The organism is Caballeronia sp. BR00000012568055, from assembly GCF_029439455.1.
GTDB lineage: Bacteria > Pseudomonadota > Gammaproteobacteria > Burkholderiales > Burkholderiaceae > Caballeronia.
Window position 1 is genome coordinate 1 of record NZ_JAQFVG010000319.1, and the last position, 20,420, is coordinate 20,420.

16 protein-coding genes, 2 tRNA genes and 1 pseudogene are annotated in these 20,420 nt (G+C 60.7%); 8 read left to right on the forward strand and 11 right to left on the reverse strand.

The window, feature by feature from the left end; genetic code table 11:
* Window positions 1-90: 90 nt before the first annotated feature.
* The 6 genes and pseudogenes from P7F28_RS25495 to tig form a co-directional block, all read right to left on the reverse strand.
* Window positions 91-166, reverse strand: a tRNA-Val gene (locus P7F28_RS25495).
* Between the two features lie 47 nt (window positions 167-213).
* A pseudogene (locus P7F28_RS25500) lies at window positions 214-510 on the reverse strand (HU family DNA-binding protein); the annotation flags it as partial.
* Between the two features lie 244 nt (window positions 511-754).
* The gene (lon, locus tag P7F28_RS25505) at window positions 755-3,181 is read right to left on the reverse strand and encodes an endopeptidase La (protein ID WP_277187553.1); all 2,427 of its coding nucleotides are present in this window, start codon (window positions 3,179-3,181) and stop codon (window positions 755-757) included.
* Window positions 3,182-3,369: 188 nt separating this feature from the next.
* Window positions 3,370-4,641 (reverse strand): ATP-dependent Clp protease ATP-binding subunit ClpX, encoded by a 1,272-nt coding sequence (clpX, locus tag P7F28_RS25510; RefSeq protein WP_277187554.1) that lies wholly within the window; start codon window positions 4,639-4,641, stop codon window positions 3,370-3,372.
* A gap of 148 nt (window positions 4,642-4,789) precedes the next feature.
* The gene (clpP, locus tag P7F28_RS25515) at window positions 4,790-5,443 is read right to left on the reverse strand and encodes an ATP-dependent Clp endopeptidase proteolytic subunit ClpP (protein ID WP_277187555.1); all 654 of its coding nucleotides are present in this window, start codon (window positions 5,441-5,443) and stop codon (window positions 4,790-4,792) included.
* A gap of 140 nt (window positions 5,444-5,583) precedes the next feature.
* Window positions 5,584-6,930, reverse strand: coding sequence for a trigger factor (gene tig, locus P7F28_RS25520; protein ID WP_277187556.1), 1,347 nt, complete (start codon window positions 6,928-6,930; stop codon window positions 5,584-5,586).
* A 517-nt stretch (window positions 6,931-7,447) separates the two neighbouring features.
* On the opposite strand from tig, the gene P7F28_RS25525 reads away from it, so the two are divergent.
* Both P7F28_RS25525 and P7F28_RS25530 read left to right on the forward strand, forming a co-directional pair.
* Complete coding sequence (locus tag P7F28_RS25525; RefSeq protein WP_277187557.1) at window positions 7,448-8,593, forward strand: glycerate kinase; 1,146 nt, start codon at window positions 7,448-7,450, stop codon at window positions 8,591-8,593.
* Window positions 8,594-8,811: 218 nt separating this feature from the next.
* Window positions 8,812-8,898: transfer RNA gene (locus tag P7F28_RS25530), tRNA-Leu, on the forward strand.
* Between the two features lie 76 nt (window positions 8,899-8,974).
* Here the strand turns inward: P7F28_RS25530 and P7F28_RS25535 are convergent.
* Entirely contained in the window at window positions 8,975-9,361 is a 387-nt protein-coding gene (locus tag P7F28_RS25535) for a hypothetical protein (protein ID WP_277187558.1), read from the reverse strand.
* 250 nt (window positions 9,362-9,611) lie between these two features.
* On the opposite strand from P7F28_RS25535, the gene P7F28_RS25540 reads away from it, so the two are divergent.
* On the forward strand, window positions 9,612-10,409 hold the full coding sequence (locus P7F28_RS25540) for a squalene/phytoene synthase family protein (protein WP_277187559.1): 798 nt from the start codon (window positions 9,612-9,614) through the stop codon (window positions 10,407-10,409).
* Here the strand turns inward: P7F28_RS25540 and P7F28_RS25545 are convergent.
* Window positions 10,406-11,275: a DUF1501 domain-containing protein gene (locus P7F28_RS25545; protein ID WP_277187560.1), complete on the reverse strand. Its 870-nt coding sequence runs from the start codon at window positions 11,273-11,275 to the stop codon at window positions 10,406-10,408. The two genes, P7F28_RS25540 and P7F28_RS25545, sit on opposite strands and share 4 nt — an antisense overlap.
* Window positions 11,275-11,661 carry a hypothetical protein gene (locus tag P7F28_RS25550; RefSeq protein ID WP_277187561.1) on the reverse strand — a complete coding sequence of 129 codons (387 nt, stop codon included), beginning with the start codon at window positions 11,659-11,661 and terminating at the stop codon, window positions 11,275-11,277. Before P7F28_RS25550 ends, P7F28_RS25545 begins: the two co-directional genes overlap by 1 nt.
* A gap of 239 nt (window positions 11,662-11,900) precedes the next feature.
* Here P7F28_RS25550 and ompR point away from each other — a divergent pair, with 239 nt between their 5' ends.
* The 4 genes from ompR (at window position 11,901) to P7F28_RS25570 (ending at window position 15,451) form a co-directional block, all read left to right on the forward strand.
* A complete protein-coding gene (gene ompR, locus P7F28_RS25555; RefSeq protein ID WP_008349770.1) occupies window positions 11,901-12,626 on the forward strand; it encodes a two-component system response regulator OmpR in 726 nt (241 codons plus the stop codon).
* A 108-nt stretch (window positions 12,627-12,734) separates the two neighbouring features.
* Window positions 12,735-14,108, forward strand: a complete 1,374-nt coding sequence (locus P7F28_RS25560; RefSeq protein WP_277187562.1) for an ATP-binding protein — start codon at window positions 12,735-12,737, stop codon at window positions 14,106-14,108.
* Between the two features lie 197 nt (window positions 14,109-14,305).
* Window positions 14,306-14,854 (forward strand): peroxiredoxin, encoded by a 549-nt coding sequence (locus tag P7F28_RS25565; RefSeq protein ID WP_277187563.1) that lies wholly within the window; start codon window positions 14,306-14,308, stop codon window positions 14,852-14,854.
* 72 nt (window positions 14,855-14,926) lie between these two features.
* A complete protein-coding gene (locus tag P7F28_RS25570; protein WP_277187564.1) occupies window positions 14,927-15,451 on the forward strand; it encodes a carboxymuconolactone decarboxylase family protein in 525 nt (174 codons plus the stop codon).
* A gap of 50 nt (window positions 15,452-15,501) precedes the next feature.
* On the opposite strand, the gene ispF is transcribed toward P7F28_RS25570, so the two are convergent.
* Together ispF and ispD are read right to left on the reverse strand one after the other, a co-directional pair.
* Window positions 15,502-15,990: a 2-C-methyl-D-erythritol 2,4-cyclodiphosphate synthase gene (gene ispF / locus P7F28_RS25575; RefSeq protein WP_277187565.1), complete on the reverse strand. Its 489-nt coding sequence runs from the start codon at window positions 15,988-15,990 to the stop codon at window positions 15,502-15,504.
* Between the two features lie 32 nt (window positions 15,991-16,022).
* The gene (ispD, locus tag P7F28_RS25580; protein WP_306806010.1) at window positions 16,023-16,682 is read right to left on the reverse strand and encodes a 2-C-methyl-D-erythritol 4-phosphate cytidylyltransferase; all 660 of its coding nucleotides are present in this window, start codon (window positions 16,680-16,682) and stop codon (window positions 16,023-16,025) included.
* A gap of 193 nt (window positions 16,683-16,875) precedes the next feature.
* Between ispD and mfd the strand changes: the two genes are divergently transcribed.
* A complete protein-coding gene (gene mfd, locus P7F28_RS25585) occupies window positions 16,876-20,349 on the forward strand; it encodes a transcription-repair coupling factor (RefSeq protein ID WP_277187567.1) in 3,474 nt (1,157 codons plus the stop codon).
* Window positions 20,350-20,420 lie beyond the last annotated feature (71 nt).

A 20,420-nucleotide genomic window follows, 5' to 3' on the forward strand; every position in this document is an offset into this window, starting at 1 on the left:
ACGGGGCTCGAACCCGCGACCCCCGGCGTGACAGGCCGGTATTCTAACCAACTGAACTACCGCTCCTTGTAGCGTTTGAAGAATCCGGTTTGGTGGGTGCTGAGAGGCTCGAACTCCCGACCTACGCCTTGTAAGGGCGCCGCTCTACCAACTGAGCTAAGCACCCGGACTCTTCTGCTCGCTTCGCTAGGAACACCGTTCCCAGCGAGTCCGCTAGTTTAGCGCATCCTTTAGCGCTTTGCCAGGGCGAAATTTAGGTACCTTCGCTGCCTTGATCTTGATCGCGTCTCCCGTGCGCGGATTGCGGCCCGTGCGCGCCGTGCGCTTGCCCACTGCGAACGTGCCGAAGCCCACGAGCGTCACCGTCCCGCCCTTCTTCAACGTCGTGCTTACGCCTCCGATTACGGCTTCGAGCGCGCGTTGTGCGGCTGCCTTGGAGATATCGGCTTGCTGCGCGATATGGTCGATCAGTTCCGTCTTGTTCATTGTGATCCCCGAATCTGTATTGGCACGATGTGGTCGGTCCGATGCCGCATCGAAGCCGTTGCGTCGATACGATGCGCATCGCGAATGGTCGGATGCGGGGTCATTAAACGCAGACGAAACGGTACTGTCAACGAGGGTTGCGCCCGATGCAGCGTGCCTTTAGAAGATGTTGTCAACTCATTCGGCATGCCAAAAGAAAAACCCGCGAGGCAAAGCCTCGCGGGTTTAGCAGAACAGCGCGCAACAAGTGCTTCTTAGTGCGTCACGATTAATGCTTAACGACATCACCGGTCGCCGGCGCATCCTTCTTCGCCTCTGCTGCCACAGGCGTTGCTTTCGCATCGTCCTCAGCAGGCAGCGCTTCAGGCGCGCGTTCCAACGCCAATTCCAACACGCGATCGATCCAGCGAACCGGCACGATCTCGATGGCGTTCTTCACGTTGTCGGGGATATCGGCCAGGTCCTTGGTGTTCTCTTCAGGAATCAGCACGAGCTTGATGCCACCGCGATGCGCCGCCAGCAGCTTCTCCTTCAACCCGCCGATCGGGAGCACTTCGCCGCGCAGCGTGATTTCACCCGTCATCGCGACATCCGCGCGAACCGGAATACCGGTCAGCACCGACACCAGCGCCGTAGTCATCGCGATACCGGCGGACGGACCGTCCTTCGGCGTCGCGCCTTCCGGCACGTGGATGTGGATGTCCTTCTTCTCGAACGATTCATCCGTGATGCCGAGTCGGCGCGAACGCGAACGCACCACCGAACGCGCCGCTTCGACCGATTCCTTCATCACATCGCCGAGCGAACCGGTGCGGATCACGCCGCCCTTGCCAGGCATCACCGCCGCTTCGATCGTCAGCAGATCGCCGCCGACTTCCGTCCACGCGAGACCCGTCACCTGACCGATCTGGTTTTCCTTCGCGGCCAGACCGAAGTCGTACTTGCGCACGCCGAGGAAGGTATCGAGGTTGGAGCCATCGACCTTCACCGCGCCTTCGGCCTTCTTCAGCAGCAGCATCTTCACGACCTTGCGGCAGATCTTCGACACTTCGCGTTCGAGCGAGCGCACGCCCGCTTCACGCGTGTAGTAACGAATGATGTCGCGGATAGCCTGTTCCGTGACGTCGATCTCGCCTTCCTTCAGGCCGTTGTTGCGCTTCTGCTTCGGCAACAAATAACGTTGCGCGATGCTGACCTTCTCGTCTTCCGTGTAACCCGACAAGCGGATCACTTCCATCCGATCGAGCAGCGGCGGCGGAATGTTCAGCGAGTTCGACGTCGCCACGAACATCACGTCCGAAAGATCGAAGTCCACTTCGATGTAGTGGTCCGCGAACGTATGGTTCTGTTCCGGATCAAGCACTTCGAGCAGCGCGGAAGCCGGGTCGCCGCGGAAATCCATGCCCATCTTGTCGACTTCGTCGAGCAGGAAAAGCGGATTGCGCACGCCGACCTTGGTCAGGCTCTGCAAAATCTTGCCGGGCATCGACCCGATATACGTGCGGCGATGACCGCGAATCTCGGACTCGTCATGCACGCCACCCAAGGCCATACGCACGAACTTGCGGTTCGTGGCACGCGCGATGGACTGACCCAGCGAAGTTTTACCCACGCCCGGAGGTCCGACGAGGCACAGAATCGGCGCTTTCACCTTCTCGACGCGTTGTTGAACCGCAAGATATTCGAGAATGCGTTCCTTGACCTTTTCCAGACCGAAGTGGTCTTCATCCAACACGCGCTCGGCGTTGGTAAGGTCGTTGTTGACCTTGCTCTTCTTGCGCCACGGCAAGCCAATCAGCGTGTCGATGTAGTTGCGCACGACGGTGGCTTCAGCCGACATCGGCGACATCAGCTTGAGCTTCTTAAGCTCGGCGTCGGCCTTCTTCTTGGCTTCCTTCGGCATGCGCGCGGCGGTGATGCGCTTCTCGAGTTCTTCGAGATCCGCGCCTTCTTCGCCTTCGCCCAGTTCCTTCTGGATAGCCTTGACCTGCTCGTTCAGGTAGTACTCGCGCTGGCTCTTTTCCATTTGACGCTTCACGCGTCCACGGATGCGCTTTTCGACCTGAAGAATGTCGATTTCGGCTTCGAGCTGGGCAAGCAAATGCTCCAGACGCTCGATAACCGGGAACATCTCAAGAATGTGCTGCTTCTGGTCGAGTTTGAGCGGCAGATGCGCAGCGATCGTGTCTGCCAGACGACCCGCTTCGTCGATACCCGACAGCGAAGTCAGGATCTCCGGCGGAATCTTCTTGTTCAGCTTCACGTACTGATCGAACTGCGAGACGATCGCGCGACGCAGCGCTTCGGTTTCAGCGCTGTCGGCGTGATCCGGTTCGAGCGGCATCACGTCGCAGGAAAACTGCGTTTCCTGCTCTTCGATCGAGAGCGTCTTGGCGCGCTGCAGACCTTCCACGAGCACTTTCACCGTGCCGTCGGGCAGCTTGAGCATTTGCAGGATGTTGGCGACACACCCTACTTCGTACATGTCCTTTTCGGTCGGCTCGTCCTTCGCCGCCGTTTTCTGGGCGACGAGCATGATGTGCTTGCCGCCTTCCATGGCGGCTTCGAGGGCCTTGATCGACTTGGGCCGCCCAACGAAGAGCGGAATCACCATATGCGGGAAGACGACCACGTCGCGCAGCGGGAGCAGCGGCAGCGTAATGCGTTCCTGCGGCAGGAGTTGGGTTCCTGACATTTTCATTTCCCCATTAATGGAATCGGTTCGTTCGTAAGTAAGGCCGTGATGCGCTATTGCAAGCCTTTATCGGAAGGGAAAAGTCGTTAGTCCACGTTTTCGTCAGTCACGTCCACACAATAAACCGAAAAATAAAACAAAGGCCGTTCACGTCGCCATGAACGGCCTTTCGCCGACACACAGCTACTTCAGTTGGAACCCGCTACCTTCGGCGCATCTTCATAGATGAGCAGAGGCTTGCCGTCACCGTCGATAGTGTTGTCATCGACGATCACCTTCGACACGCCCTTCATGGTCGGGAGTTCGTACATCACGTCGAGCAACGCCTGTTCCAAGATGGAGCGCAGACCACGCGCACCGGTCTTGCGGCGAATTGCTTTCTGCGCAATGGCTTGCAGTGCGGCCGGACGAATCTCCAGCTCGACGCGTTCCATCGCGAACAGCTTGTGATACTGCTTCACCAGCGCGTTCTTCGGCTCGATCAAAATCTTGACGAGCGCCGCTTCGTCCAGCTTGCCGAGCGTGGCCACCACCGGCAGACGGCCGATCAGTTCGGGAATCAGACCGAACTTGATCAGATCTTCCGGTTCGACTTCGCGCAGCACTTCGCCGGCGTCGCGATCCTGCTTGCTCTTCACGCTCGCGCCGAAACCAATGCCGGTCTTCTCGGTGCGATCCGTAATGACCTTCTCCAGCCCGTCGAACGCACCGCCGCAGACGAACAGAATGTTGGTCGTATCGACCTGGATGAAATCCTGATTCGGGTGCTTGCGTCCGCCTTGCGGCGGCACCGACGCCATCGTGCCTTCGATCAGTTTCAGCAGCGCCTGCTGCACGCCCTCGCCCGACACGTCGCGCGTGATGGACGGGTTATCCGACTTGCGGCTGATCTTGTCGATTTCGTCGATATACACAATGCCGCGCTGCGCCTTATCGACTTCGTAGTTGCAGTTCTGCAGCAGCTTCTGAATGATGTTCTCGACGTCCTCGCCCACGTAACCGGCTTCGGTCAGCGTCGTTGCGTCCGCGATCACAAACGGCACGTTCAGCATGCGCGCGAGCGTCTGCGCGAGCAACGTCTTGCCCGAGCCTGTCGGTCCGATCAGCAGAATATTGCTCTTCGACAACTCGATTTCGTCTTTCTTGTCGAGATGCTTGAGCCGTTTGTAGTGGTTGTACACGGCCACCGCGAGAATCTTCTTCGCGCGTTCCTGGCCGATCACGTACTGATTGAGAATGTCGCTGATTTCCTGCGGGCTCGGCAGGTCCGATTTGGTCAGCCCGGCCTCTTCCGCCGCGCCAGCCGCTTCGTCGCGAATGATCTCGTTGCACAAGTCGATGCATTCATCGCAGATGAACACAGACGGGCCCGCAATGAGTTTCTTGACCTCATGCTGGCTCTTTCCGCAAAACGAGCAATACAGCAGCTTTTCGCTACTGGAACCTTTCTTGTCCGCCATAAAAGTGTAAGCCTCCGGACACTCTTGTTACATGATACGCCCTTCGATCAGACCACGCAGTCTGGTGCCCGCGCGGCCCGTCCGAAGCGCGTTTGCGCCATGCGCCAGTTACGTTTTTGATAACCGGCGCGGCGCTTGTTTCAACGCCTTAAGGACGCTTGTGAAGCACCTGATCGACGAGGCCATATGCCTGCGCATCGTCGGCCGACATGAAGTTGTCGCGGTCCGTGTCGCGCGCGATGCGCTCCACCGGCTGACCCGTGTGATGCGACAGCAACTGATTCAGGCGTTCCTTCAGATACAGGATTTCGCGCGCCTGAATTTCGATGTCCGACGCTTGTCCACGTGCGCCACCGAGCGGCTGATGAATCATCACGCGGGCGTTGGGCAGTGCAACGCGCTTGCCCTTTGCACCCGATGCGAGCAGGAACGCGCCCATGCTCGCCGCGAGACCCATGCACAGCGTGGTGACGTCAGGCTTCACGAACTGCATGGTGTCGTAGATCGCCATGCCCGCCGATACCGAACCGCCTGGGCTGTTGATGTAGAGGCTGATGTCCTTGTCAGGGTTTTCACTCTCAAGGAACAGCAACTGCGCGACGACGAGATTGGCCGACTGGTCATTCACTTCGCCAACGAGAAACACCACGCGCTCCTTCAGCAGGCGCGAGTAGATGTCATAGGCACGCTCACCACGGCCGCTCGTTTCCACGACCATCGGAACGAGGCCGAGCGCCTGGGCTTCGAAGTCCCGCGATGCGTGGGACGCCAACGTGTCGAGCAATTCAGCGCGAAAGGTCATGCAATTTCCTTATTCGGAATAGGGATACTGAACGACAAGGAACATTCACTAGAACGGCAAGCGAACGATCAAACTTTAATGCAAAAAAGGCGTGCGGGCCGTCTTCGTCCGACGACCCCGCACGCCCCTTACCTAACGCGTCAGGCTTGTGCCGTCGCGCTGGCCAGTTCCTCGAAGCTGACTTCCTTGTCGGTCACCTTGGCCTTGCCGAGCACGAAATCGACGACGTTGCTTTCAACGACGTACGCTTCCATCTCCGCGAGGCGCTGCTGGTTCGAATAATACCAGCGGACGACTTCCTTCGGGTCTTCGTAGCTCTTGGCGAATTCATCGACTTCGGCGCGGATCTGCTCGGGCTTTGCCTGCAGTTCGTTGGCCTTCACCAGCTCGGCCAGAACCAGGCCCAGCTTCACGCGGCGTTCGGCTTGTTCAGCGAACATTTCGGCCGGGATCGGTGCGTCGGCGGCGTTCGGCACGCCACGTTGTTGCAGGTCCTGACGGGCCATATCGACGAGACGTTGCTGATCCTGTTCGATCAATGCCTTCGGCACGTCGAGTTCGGAAATCTTCAGCAGCGCGTCCATGACCTGATTCTTCACGATCTGCTGCGTGCGGCGCTTGGCTTCGCGCTCAAGGTTGTCCTTGATCTCGCCGCGCATCTTGGTCAGATCGCCGTCTTCGATACCGAGCGACTTCGCGAACTCACCATCGATTTCCGGCAGATGCGGCCATTCAATCTTCTTCACGGTGATGGTGAACTGCGCCGTCTTACCAGCGACGTCCTTGCCGTGATAGTCCTCGGGGAACTTGAGGTCGAACTCACGCGATTCACTGACCTTCAGGCTCGTGGTCGCTTGTTCGAATTCGGGGAGCATGCGGCCTTCGCCCAGCACGAACGCGAAGTCTTCCGCGCTGCCGCCTTCGAACGCGACGCCGTCGAGCTTGCCGACGAAGTCAACGGTCACGCGGTCGCCGTTCTTGGCTGCGGTGTCTGCACCGCCGTCGCCGTGCTCGTCGCTTTCGCCGCGTGCGTGGAAGTGCACGCGCTGCTTGCGCAGGATGTCCAGCGTACGATCGACTTCGGCTTCCGAAATGGTCGTGACAGTGCGCTCGATTTCAGCCGTGGCGACGTCGCCCAGCTTGACTTCCGGATACACCTCGAAGGTGGCGTCGAAAGCGTAGTCTTGTTCTGCCGCTTCGGCCTTCGGCGCGAAGCTCGGCTGACCTGCCACACGCAGGTTTTCAGCGCGCGTGACGTCGAAGAATTCCTTGCCGACCTTGTCGCTCAGCACTTCTGCTTCGACCTGGCCGCCGTACTGCTGCGTCACCATCTTGAGGGGCACCTTGCCCGGGCGGAAACCCGGCATGCGCACGGTCTTGGCCAGTTGGCGGATACGCGAATCAACTTCCTTCTGCACGGTGTCTTTCGGCAGGGAGATGGTCACGCGGCGTTCGAGCTTGCCGAGGTTTTCAACTACGTTAGCCATGGCTTCAATCGTCCTAGAAAATCAGTGTTCGGTGTTCGGTTCTTCCGCGGTTCTTAAGGCGCGGGTCCGGTGGTTTCTGCTTCGGCCACGTCTTCGCGCGCCGCCGTACCCCGAAGGCCGGCATGATGCAGCGGCAATTCGAAGCCCGGACGGCCGCCGATGCGGCCTCGTCTACAGAACCAACGATTCTAGCAAACAATTCCGACGCGTCCGCGATGCGATCCCCGTCGTCGCCGGTTTGATGCGGAATTCGAGCGAATAAGCATGAAATTCGGCGTAAATCCGCGCTTTCCGACATGATCGGCATGCGCAACAATTCCGGTTATCGCGATGCCGCTATTTTGCGCCGCGCGCCTCGCTGATAAGCTTGGCGGCGCATGAAGCGCGTGCATCGGCTTGAGAACGTGCGTCCTATTGATGCTTCGCATGCGGCTTATGCGCGAAGCGCATACATGCGGTTTTTTCTGCGCGTTTCAAGCATCTTTCCTACCAGAACATTTAGAACATTCGAGACACCATGCCTAACGTCACGCCTGCTCCCGTCGTTGTTATCGCGCCCGATTCGTTCAAGGGATCGCTGTCCGCAGAAGGCGTCGCGAACGCCATCGCGGAAGGCATCCGGCGCGCCCGTCCGGACGCCGAAATCCGCATTCGTCCGATGGCCGATGGCGGCGAAGGCACGCTCGACGCCATGCTCGTAGCGGGCGGCGAGCGGCGCATGCTGAACGTGCGCGGTGCATCGGTGGCGCGGCGCGATGCGGCCACCGGCCTGCTCGCCGATGGCAGCGCGATCCTCGAAACCGCGGAAGTCGTCGGCATCACCGATCCGGACGGCATGTCCGTGCCCGTCACGGAGCGCAGCACGCTCGGCATGGGCGAAGCGATCCGCGCCCTGCTCGACTCCGGCGCGCGGCGCTTTTTCGTCGCGCTCGGCGGCAGCAGCACGAATGATGGCGGCGCAGGTCTGCTCGTCGGCCTCGGCCTGAAATTGTTCGATGCCGATAACAACGAACTCGAACCCGTGCCGTCCGCGCTGCCAAAGATCGCGCGTATCGACGCATCGGGGCTCGATGCGCGTGTGAAGGAGGCGGAGTTCGTCGGCATGTCGGACGTCGATAATCCGCTCAACGGCGATCACGGCGCGACCGCGATCTTCGGTCCGCAAAAAGGCGTGATGCCGGAACAGATTGCATCGATCGATGCGGCACTCGCGCATTTCGCCGATGTGCTCGAACCCGCGATGGGCGTGGCCAAACGCGACGAACCCGGCGCGGGCGCGGCAGGCGGATTGGGCTTCGCGCTGCATATGCTCGGCGCGCGTTTCGAGACCGGCGCGGAAGTCGTAGCGCGCGAAATCGGACTGGATGAAGCGCTCGAAGGCGCGGACTGGCTCATCACCGGCGAAGGCCGTTCGGATGTGCAGACGCTGCATGGCAAGGCGCCGTTCATTGCCTGCAAGCACGCGCGCGATGCGGGCGTCGCGGCGACTCTGTTGTCGGGCGCAGTGGATTCGGCTGCGTTGCCGCGTCTGTCGGAATACTTCAGCGGATGCTTCTCGCCCGCGCCGGGTCCGATCACGCTCGACGTCGCGATTCGGGACGCGGCGCGTTTGCTTGCCAACGAAGCCGAGCAAATGACGCGGCTGCGTTATGGCTCCGTTTGAGCGCTGGTTTCGTCCGTGTCCGCGCGCCAGTTTTGCAGCAGCCAATCTTCACGCAATTTGGCAGACACCGCGAAACGGAATCGGTTAGAATTTCGGGCTTGGCACAGTGGACCGGTGCCGGACACGGCGAAAAGACATAGCAGCGCCGGGCATGATCGAACAGCGGCGTGAACAACGCAACGTCGCGAAGTCATCAAACCCGAAGCGGCAGCCGTGCTGCGAGGGTGGCGAAATTGGTAGACGCACCAGGTTTAGGTCCTGACGCCCGCAAGGGTGTAGGGGTTCGAGTCCCCTCCCTCGCACCACCCAACACAAAAACCCCTTTGAATCGCAAAGGGGTTTTTGTGTTGGGTTTTCTATTTGTACTGCCGGAAATGCGGCTCAGGCCTTGATGTCGTGCAGCTCGATGTTCAGCACTTCGCCCTTCGGCTGCGAACGTCCCGCGAAATCCACACCCGACTGGCTCATCAATTTTTTGATTTCCTCAGGGATTCGATCGCTGGCGCGCGCGGCTGCGATCGGACGGTCGAGGTTGGTCAGGAATTCGCGCACGCCCGACGGCTGCCAGTACACGAACACATTCAGCGGAAACGACTGCTTCGCGCCCGTCTGACGGTTGGCCGTGATGTGCAGGCCCATCGTCGGCGAGACGCTCATCTGCCGCGGACACACGCGGAAGTCGAAGCCGAAGTCCGACGCCACGCTCTTGATGAGAAAGGGCAGGCATTTGTCGCCGAACTGCTTGTTTTCGGTTTTGCTGAGGGCCATGACGCCTCCGATAATCGGCCGGGGATGGATCGCCCCGTTCACGCGATTTCATTCGTTTTCATTCGATCCCACTCGATGCGCGAGTGTTGCGCTTCGGAATTTCGCCGTCAGTGGTTCGCCGCACATCCCGCGCGATGCGCCCGCCTGGCCACGCGGCTAAAATGAGCGCCCGCACGCTTAACGTGCTTCGTGCGTCAAATAAACCAAGGCGGCAAGCCAAAAGCCGTCGAAACCTTACCCGCCCCGCTTCGTGAATTTCGACGATTACTGCCAGCAAAAGGCCGCGCCCGAAGGCTCCGCCACTTATTACGCGCTGCATCGCGCGCCGGCATCGCGTCAGGCGCTGCTGACGGCGCTGTATGCCCTCTATCGCGAGTTGGAAGAAACCGTGAAGGAGACCAGCGATCCGACCATCGGCCGGACCAAGCATGCGTGGTGGCAAAACGAAATCGGCCGATTGGATAGCGGTGAGCCAACGCATCCGGTGACCAAGGCATTGCAGGCGCACGGCGGCGGCTCCATCGATACCACGCAACTGATGGCGTTGGTCGAAGGCTTCGGCATGGATCTCGATCAGGCGCGCTATCTCGACTGGCCGGGTTTGCGCCGCTATCTCGATCAGGTCGGCGGCGTGTTTGCGAGCGTGATTGCGGACAAAGCACCGTGGGCCGCGCCGCTCGGTTCGGCGCTGATGCTGGCCGAACGCGTGCAGGAAATCGGCAACGATGCGCGTCATGGCCGCATCTACATTCCGATCGATGAGTTGCAGCGCTTTAACGTAACGGCGGCGGACATCATCAATCGCAAGTACAACGATGCGTTCAGCGAACTGATGCGCTTTCAGATCGACCGCGCCCGCCGCGCGCTCGACGATGCGCTCGCCGCGATTCCGACTGCGGATCGCAAGGCGCATCGCGTGTTGCTGGCGCAGGCGGCGTTATCGCGGGCGCGGCTGGATGAGATCGAGCGCGAAGGTTTTCAGGTGCTTCATCAGAGCATTTCGCTGACGCCGATCCGCAAGCTGTGGATTTCGTGGCGCGCGCGTTAAACGAATTTCAACGGCTCGAAACGCGAGCCGAGAATCTTCGTCGAATCGATCGAACAGGCTTCCAGCGCCGTGGCGTAAATGCGGCGAAAGTCGATATCGACGGGAAGCGCGCCTTCGCTGCTCAGTTCGTTGAGACGCGGTGCGTCGCCATATAAGCCGCCGCGAACGCTGCCGCCAAGCACGAACATCGAAGACGCGGACCCATGTTCTGTGCCGCACGATGCGTTCTCGTACGCCGATCGTCCGAACTCCGAAATAGTCAGCACCAGCGTGCGATTCCAATCGCCCGATCGCATCAACTTCGAACGAAGCGATGCGAGTCCTTGCGCGAGTTGTGTGAGCAGCAACGCGTGGCGATCGGCTTGACGTTCGTGTGTATCGAAGCCGTGAAGCGTGATGTGCAGCATCCCATGTTTGCGCTGCGCAATCGTCTGAGCGACGGCCGCGAACGAAGGTTCATCGAACGCCGCAGCATGGTTCAGCCAGTTCGCGCTCGCATAATCATGCGATGCCGTCGCCCAAATCTGCTTCGACCGAAAGTGCGATGCGTGGCCATCCTCCGGGTCGCCCACGCCCTGCACGATTGCCATGTGACCGTTGCGCCACGCCGGCATCAACGCAGCCAGCGACGGATGCAACCCTATCGCGCGATCGATCGGCAACGCCGCTTCACGCGCGATGGCAAGCGTCGGTCGCAGCGCGCGATAACGCGGATCGGCGAACGGAACCACGGTATTGAGGCCATCGTTGCCGCCATCGAGTTCGACGATCACGAGCGTGTCGATCGAACGATGGGAAGCCAGGGCTGGCATGGCGGCGAAGGCGCCGGACCATCCCGCGAGCGATAGAAACGCGCGTCGATCCATCAACGCTTATAGAGATCGCGAACGGCTTCTTCGATGTGCTGACGCAAGAGCCGACGCTCATCGGCGGTCATCACGGTATGGCGCGGCGGACGCGCGGGCGGCGTGGCATCGAGTTGCTGCACGGGCTGCATGGCAGGCTTCGGATCGTGATCCGTGGCAGCGGGCGTTTTGGCGCTGCGTTGCTGCGCGCGAATCATGCGGCCCTGGCCTTCAAGGCGGCTGGGCGGATAGGAAGTACTGCGGTCGAACGAAGCAGGCGGACGAACAACGGGATCTTGCGCGTAGGCGTGATGCGCGCTCAGTGCGGCACAGAGCGCACTGGCGAGGAGCGTTTGTTTGAAGTTGCGCTCGGCGCGCCGAGGTCTGCGCCGCCGCGCTCCCTTCATGTTGTTCCCATCGTTGCTCGACAACCGGACAGCCTCATTCTTTTCATGCACGTCTCTTGGCCTGGTCATGCCGCACGACGCACTGGTCTAATGGAGTATCTACCGAATGGCGGGCTTAGGTACGGAGTGTACGCATTGGAGCATTGGGCCGTGCCACCTTCGCGGTAATTTTTGTAACTGACTGTTACACTGACTTTTGTTACAAACTAGTTGCTGGATCAACGCGCTAAGATGCCGCCATGGAAACCAAGAATCCTTCAAAAATTCTCGTTGTCGACGACGACCCGCGCTTGCGCGATTTGCTCCGTCGTTATCTCGGTGAACAGGGCTTCAATGTCTATGTCGCCGAGAACGCGCCGTCGATGAACAAGCTCTGGGTGCGCGAGCGTTTCGATCTGCTCGTGCTCGATCTGATGCTGCCCGGCGAAGACGGTCTGTCCATCTGCCGTCGTCTGCGTGGAAGCAACGATCGCACGCCGATCATCATGCTCACCGCCAAGGGCGAAGACGTGGACCGCATCGTCGGTCTGGAAATGGGCGCGGACGATTATCTGCCGAAGCCATTCAATCCGCGTGAACTGGTGGCACGCATTCATGCGGTGCTGCGCCGTCAGACGCCGTCTGAATTGCCGGGCGCGCCGTCCGAAACCACCGAAGTATTCGAGTTCGGCGAGTTCGCGCTGAATCTCGCTACGCGCACGCTCACGAAGAACGGCCAGGAAATCCCGCTGACGACCGGCGAATTCTCCGTGCTGAAAGTCTTCGCGCGCCATCCGCGTCAACCGCTGTCGCGCGAAAAGCTGATGGAACTCGCGCGTGGCCGTGAGTACGAAGTGTTCGATCGAAGCCTCGATGTGCAGATCTCGCGTCTGCGCAAGCTGATCGAACCCGATCCGAGCAGCCCGCGCTTTATTCAAACGGTCTGGGGTTTGGGTTACGTGTTCATTCCCGACGGCGCAGCTTAAACATTCGAGGGCGCTTCTTCGCTTCTTGTCATCGACCGAAGCGCCTTCGATTTTCCGAGCGAGTCCGCTACGCTTTATCCTCTTCACCGAACCGACCACGATCGACCCATGCGCATCGACAGGCGGCTCTTGGCGCTTGCGTTCGGCGGCCTGTTCTGGCGCACTTTCGCGCTTATCGCACTGCTTATCGCGGTCAGTCTCACCGCATGGTTCCAGAGCTTTCGCGTGATCGAGCGCGAGCCACGCGCGCAACGTGTCGCGTTGCAGCTCGTCGCGGTGGTCAAGCTCACGCGTACCGCGCTGCTCTATTCCGATCCCGATCTGCGTCGCGCCTTGCTTCAGGATCTCGAAAGCAACGAAGGCGTGCGCGTGTATCCGCGCGAGACCACCGACAAGTACAAGCTTCAGCCGGATGAATCGCTCAATCGATTGATCGAACGCGATGTGCGCGGGCGGCTCGGCAACGACACGATCATCGCGCAGTCGGTGAACGAGATTCCGGGCGTGTGGATCAGCTTCAAGATCGATGATGACGACTACTGGGTCGCGCTCGACCGCGATCAACTCGATACCGTCACGGGCCTGCAATGGGCCGGCTGGGGCGTGTTTGCATTGGCGCTGTCGCTGTTCGGCGCGGCGTTCATCACGAGTCTGGTGAACCGGCCGTTCGCGCGGCTGGCGCTGGCGGCACGCAAGGTCGGTTCGGGGCAAGCGCCCGATCCGTTGCCCGAACGCGGCATGGGCGTGGCGGCGGAAACCAATCGAAGCTTCAACCAAATGGTGCAGGATCTCGAACAGCTCGAAGCCGATCGTGCGTTGATGCTCGCCGGTATTTCGCACGACTTGCGCACGCCGCTGGCGCGTCTGCGGCTTGAAACGGAGATGAGTCCGTCGGACGAAGCGACCAAGCTCGCGATGATCGACGACATCGAGCAGATGGACATGATCATCGGTCGATTCCTCGACTATGCGCGGCCAATGCAGCGCATGCCCGAAGCCGTCGATCTGTCGATGATCGCGAGCGAACTCGCCGCACGCTTCCAAGCCGACGAAGGCGTCATCATGAAGACGGATCTGGCACAAGGCGCGGTGATCGAAGGCGATCCGACCGATGCGCGCCGCGTGGTCGGCAATCTGCTGGAGAACGCGCGCAAATACGGCCGCAGTGAATCCGACGACATCGCCCGCATCACCATGCAAACGCGCGTCACGCACGGCAAGGTCGAAATCTCGGTGATGGACGAAGGCCGCGGCATCCCCGACGATCAGGTCGCGCTTATCACACGGCCCTTCTATCGCGTCGATACGGCGCGTACGCAGGCGAACGGCACGGGTCTTGGCATGGCGATCGTGCAACGCCTTGTCACCCGACAACGCGGCACCTTGCGGTTGCGCAATCGCACACCGCTGGCGGGCTTCGAAGTCACCATCGATTTCCCGCCGATGAAAGGCGGCGCGCGCTTCGACGGCGCGCGCGACTAACACTTTCTGGCTATCGACGCGTCCGGAATTTAAATATCCGACGCTTTAGCCAAAAACTATTTTTCGATTATTTTCATAGCGCTAAGATGGAGCGGGTTAACGCTCGGCGCATCTGGCATGGAAGTGTCACGCGAGCGTTACGGCGATCCGGTAGTTTTGTTTGAAGTTTCACCTTTCAACGAACACAGGAGCACTGCATGAAGACCGTTGGCGATAAAGTCGAAGCGTTCACCGTCACCGCTGCAAAACCGGGTTTCAACCATCACGAAGAGAACGGCCAGTCCGCGTTCGAGGAGATCACCGAAACCTCGTTCCCGGGCAAGTGGAAGATCATCTACTTCTATCCGAAGGATTTCACGTTTGTTTGCCCGACGGAAATCGTCGAGTTCGGCAAGCTGGCGAGAGACTTCGAAGACCGCGATGCGGTGTTGCTCGGCGGCAGCGTCGATAACGAATTCGTCAAGCTGGCCTGGCGTCGTGAGCACAAGGATCTGAACAAGCTGAACCACTACTCGTTCGGCGATGTGAAAGGCGAACTGATCGATCAACTCGGCGTGCGTGACAAGGACGCGGGCGTGGCGCTGCGCGCGACCTTTATCGTCGATCCGGACAACACCATTCAACACGTGTCGGTGAATAACCTGAACGTGGGCCGCAATCCGGAAGAAGTCCTGCGTATTCTCGATGGCCTGCAAACCGACGAACTCTGCCCGTGCAATCGCGCGGTCGGCGGTTCGACGCTCTAAGTCCTGCATGACAGAAGCCCGCCACGCTACGCGCTGGCGGGCTTTTTAACGCCATCGAAAAAGGAGAGATGAATGGAATTCCTGTCCTCGATCAAGGAACTGGTTCCCGATTACGCGAAGGATATCCGCCTGAATGTGGATGGCACCATCGCGCGCTCGTCGCTCGAAGGTAACGATGCGGTCGGCGTGGCGCTCGCTTCTGCATACGCGGCGAAGGCGACGAAGCTCGTCGCCATTATTCGCGATGCGGGTGTTTTATCGCCCGAGGAAACCAACGCGGCGCTCACGGCGGCCGCGCTGATGGGCATGAACAACGTGTGGTATCCGTATCTGGAAATGGCCGATAACGCCGATCTCAAGACGCAGCCCGCGAACCTGCGGATGAACGCGTACGCATCGCATGGGGGCGTGGATAAGCGGCGTTTCGAGATGTACGCGCTGGCGGCGTCGATCATCGGCAAGTGCCACTTCTGTGTGAAGTCGCATTACGAAAATCTCGTCGCCGAAGGGATGTCAACGACGCAACTACGTGACGTTGGCCGGATTGCGGCGGTGATTAACGCAGTGGCGTTGACGATCGAAGCCGAAGGTAAATGACGACGCAAACGCCACGCTGATCCGACGCGTGGCGTGCTCTCACCACGCCATCAATCAATCGACGTCTTCCTCAGCAACACCGCCGCCTGCGCTTCGATCCCTTCCTTGCGCCCGAGATAGCCCAGCTTCTCGTTGGTCTTCGCCTTCACGTTGACGCGATCGATCGGCAAATCGAGATCCGCCGCGATATTCACGCGCATCGCTTCGATATGTGGCGCGAGCTTAGGCGCCTGCGCGATCACCGTGCTATCGACATTGGCGATATCGAAGCCCGCTTCCGTCACGCGCTTCATCGCTTCGCGCAGCAGCACGCGGCTGTCCGCGCCCTTGAACTCCGTCGCCGTGTCCGGAAAATGCCGGCCGATATCGCCGAGCGATGCCGCGCCGAACAGCGCATCCGTGATTGCGTGCAGCAGCACGTCGGCGTCCGAATGGCCGAGCAAGCCACGCTCATAAGGAATCGTCACGCCGCCGATGATGAGCGGTCGTCCTTCGACGAGCTGATGCACGTCGTAACCCTGTCCGATTCTGAAATCCATCGATCCAAACCTTGCAGTAGTAGATAAGTTCGTTATGCCTTTGCAGAAAGCATCGCGCCCGCGAGTGCGAAGTCTTCCGGATAGGTCACCTTGAAGTTGCGCAAGCTGCCCTGAACTAATTTGGGCGAGTGGCCGAGCCATTCGATCGCGCTGGCTTCGTCCGTCAGATCGTGGCCGTCATGTCGCGCACGTTCGATCGCTTCGCGCAGCATGCCGAGCCGGAACATCTGCGGCGTCTGCGCCTGCCACAAACCATCGCGCGATTCGGTTCGTGCAATCCGCACGCCCGTGGAAGGCGCGTCGGGCATGCTCGCTGCGACGCGTTTGAGCGTGTCCGCGACCGGCAGCGCGAGAATGCCGCCCACCGTATCATCGCGCAGTTCCGCGACAAGCTTGCGAATCAACTCGGGCGAAATGCCGGGGCGCGCGGCGTCGTGGACCAGCACCCAGTCGTCGTCGCGCGCGCCGAAGCGTTTCAGCGCGACCAGCCCGTTGTACACCGACGCCTGCCGTGTCACGCCACCGCAGCGCTCCACCGCGAAGCGCAGTCCGGCGAAGCGGCGCGCATCGAAATGGTGATCGTCCGGTGCGAGCACGACCAGGGTCTGCGAGAATTCGGAGCACGCGTCGAATGCCGCGAGCGTGTAGCCGAGCATCGGGCGGCCGGCGACGGTCTGATATTGCTTGGGCATCGGCGCGCCGGAGCGGCTGCCGGTGCCGGCGCAGGGAATCAGGGCGAACAAACGAGGGGCGGAGGCGGCGGACGAAGTCACGTGCAGTCGGTGGCCGAGTCAAAGTGAAGCCCGGATTTTATAATAGGTCTTTCGCGGCCATGTCCCGCGCGCCGTTCCGGCGCACATCGGCGGCCGCATCAACGCATAGCTTATGTCTTCCAAAGCCGTCAACGCGCAGTCCAGTTCTCCCATCGCGCTCGTCAAGGCCGGTCAGCGCTTCGTGTTCGATGGCGCCATCGGCTCGTCGGATGCCCTCGCCATCGCGCGCTATCACCTGGCGTATCGCGAGTCCGTGCCCTTGCTGACGGTCGTTTGCGCCAGCGCCGTCGATGCCCAGCGCCTCGCTGCCGAACTGCCCTACTTCGCGCCCGACGCCCGTGTGCGCCTGCTGCCCGACTGGGAAACGCTGCCTTACGATACGTTTTCGCCGCATCAGGACCTCGTTTCCGAGCGACTCGCCACGTTGCACGATCTCGGCGAAGGACGCTGCGACATTCTCATCGTTCCAGCGACGACGGCGCTGTACCGCATGCCGCCCGCCTCGTTTCTCGCGGCCTACACGTTCTCTTTCACGCAAGGTGAACGTCTGGACGAAGCGAAGCTCAAATCGCAGTTGACGCTCGCGGGATACGAGCACGTCAGTCAGGTCGTGCGTCCCGGCGAATACTGCGTGCGCGGCGGGCTGATCGACTTGTTTCCGATGGGCTCGCCGCTGCCATATCGGCTTGATCTATTTGACGATCAGGTCGATTCCATCCGCGCCTTCGATCCAGACACGCAGCGCAGCCTCTATCCCGTGAAAGACGTGCGCCTGCTGCCCGGCCGCGAATTTCCCTTCGATGAAGCCGCCCGCACCGCCTTCCGCAGCCGCTGGCGCGAAGTCTTCGAGGGCGATCCGAGCCGCTCGCAGATTTACAAGGACATCGGCAATGGCGTGCCGTCGGCGGGTATCGAGTACTACATTCCGCTGTTCTTCGAAGAGACCGCGACGCTGTTTCACTACTTGCCGCAAGGCTCGCAACTCACCTTCGTCGGCGATCTCGATGCGGCAATCAAACGCTTCACCAACGACACCAAGCAGCGCTTCGATTTTCTGTCGCATGACCGCGAGCGGCCGCTGCTGGAACCGCGTCGCCTGTTCCTGAGCGACGACGATTTCTTCACCTTCGCCAAACCGTTCGCGCAGCTCAAATTCCCGAGCGCGCCCGAAGGCGGCTGGTCCGCGCCGTTGCCCGGTCTCGCGCTCGACCGACAAGCCGATGAGCCTTTGCTTGCGCTGCGCCACTATCTCGACCAAACCGACGATCGCGTGATGCTGGTGGCGGAATCGGCGGGACGGCGCGAGACCATTCAGCAATTACTCGCCGATAACGGCCTGCGCGGCGAATCGCGCGATACGTTCCAGGAATGGCTCACCGCCGACGCCAAGTTCACGCTCGGCATCGCACCGCTGGCGAACGGCTTCTCGCTGCCTGCGGAAAAGCTCGCGATCATCACCGAGACGGAGTTGTACGGGCCGCTTGCGCGTCGTGCGGGGCGTCGTCGGCAGGAACAAGCCAGCAATGTCGATTCGATGGTGCGCGATCTCGCCGAACTCAAGGTCGGCGATCCGGTTGTGCACGCGCAACACGGCATCGGCCGATATATGGGTCTGGTGTCGATGGACCTGGGCGAAGGCGAAACCGAGTTCCTTCACCTCGAATATCAGAACGAGTCGAAGCTGTACGTGCCGGTGTCGCAATTGCACGTGATTTCGCGCTACAGCGGCGCGGACCCGGAAAGCGCGCCCTTGCATCAGCTCGGCTCGGGTCAGTGGGAAAAAGCCAAGCGCAAGGCCGCGCAGCAAATCCGCGATACCGCCGCCGAACTGCTGAACCTCTACGCCCGCCGCGCCGCGCGCGAAGGCTTCGCGTTCAAGCTCGAGCCGCGCGATTACGTGAAGTTCGCGGAGAGCTTCGGCTTCGAGGAAACGCCCGATCAGGCGGCGGCGATTGCAGCCGTCATCGGCGATATGACCAGCGGCAAGCCGATGGACCGTCTCGTGTGCGGCGACGTCGGCTTCGGCAAGACGGAAGTGGCGTTGCGCGCGGCGTTTATCGCGGTGATGGCGGGCAAGCAAGTAGCGATTCTCTCGCCTACCACGCTGCTCGCCGAACAGCATACGCAGACCTTCACCGACCGTTTCGCCGACTGGCCCGTTCGGATCGCGGAGTTGTCGCGCTTCAAGACGGGCAAGGAAGTATCGACGGCGGTGCAGCAGATCGACGAAGGCACGGTCGATATCGTCATCGGCACGCACAAGCTCTTGTCGAGCGATGTGAAATTCAAGCGCCTCGGACTCGTCATCATCGACGAGGAACATCGGTTTGGCGTGCGGCAGAAGGAAGGTCTCAAAGCCCTGCGCGCCGAAGTCGATGTGCTCACGCTCACCGCCACGCCGATTCCCCGCACGCTCGGCATGGCGCTCGAAGGTCTGCGCGATTTCTCCGTGATCGCGACCGCGCCGCAAAAGCGCCTCGCCATCAAGACCTTCGTGCGACGCGAGGAAGACGGCGTGATCCGCGAAGCGATGCTGCGCGAACTCAAGCGTGGCGGACAGGTGTACTTCCTGCATAACGAAGTCGAGACCATCGAGAATCGGCGTGCGATGCTGGAAGCGCTGGTGCCGGAAGCGCGGATTGCTGTCGCGCACGGTCAGATGCACGAGCGCGAACTCGAACGCGTGATGCGCGATTTCGTCGGTCAGCGCGCCAATGTGCTGCTCTGCACGACGATTATCGAAACCGGTATCGATGTGCCGAGCGCGAACACCATCCTCATGCATCGCGCGGACAAATTCGGGCTGGCGCAGCTGCATCAGTTGCGCGGACGTGTCGGGCGCTCGCATCACCAGGCGTATGCGTATCTGCTGGTGCATGATCCGCAGTCGTTGACCAAACAGGCGCAGCGCCGACTCGAAGCCATTCAGCAGATGGAGGAACTCGGTTCCGGCTTCTATCTCGCCATGCACGATCTTGAAATTCGCGGCACCGGCGAAGTGCTCGGCGATAAACAATCGGGCGAGATTCATGAGATCGGCTTCCAGCTCTACACCGACATGCTGAACGACGCCGTGCGCGCCCTGAAGGAAGGCCGCGAACCCGATCTCAACGCGCCGCTCGCCGCGACGACCGAAATCAATCTGCACGCGCCCGCCATACTGCCCGCCGATTACTGCGGCGACGTGCAGGAGCGTCTGTCGCTCTACAAGCGGCTGGCAAATTGTGAATCGAGCGATGCCATCGACGGCATTCTCGAAGAACTCGTCGATCGATTCGGCAAGCTGCCGCCGCAGGCACATGCGCTGGTGGAAACGCATCGTCTGCGGCTGGCGGCGAAGCCGCTCGGCATCTCCAAGATCGATGCGGGCGAAGTGTCCATCTCGCTGCAATTCATCCCCAATCCGCCGGTCGATGGCATGCGGATCATCGAGATGGTGCAGAAGAACAAGCACATCAAACTGGCGGGACAGGACAAGTTGCGCATTGAGTCGCGCAGTCCGGATCTTGCGGTGCGGATATCGACGGTGAAGGAGACGCTGCGCGCGCTGGGCGGACCGGTTCGTGTAACCGCTGCGGCACGTTAAAGCCACGTTAAAGCGCGATTTTGCTGCGCCTGCGGTAAGCCTCGATGCCCCATTTGGGCTATCATCAACGC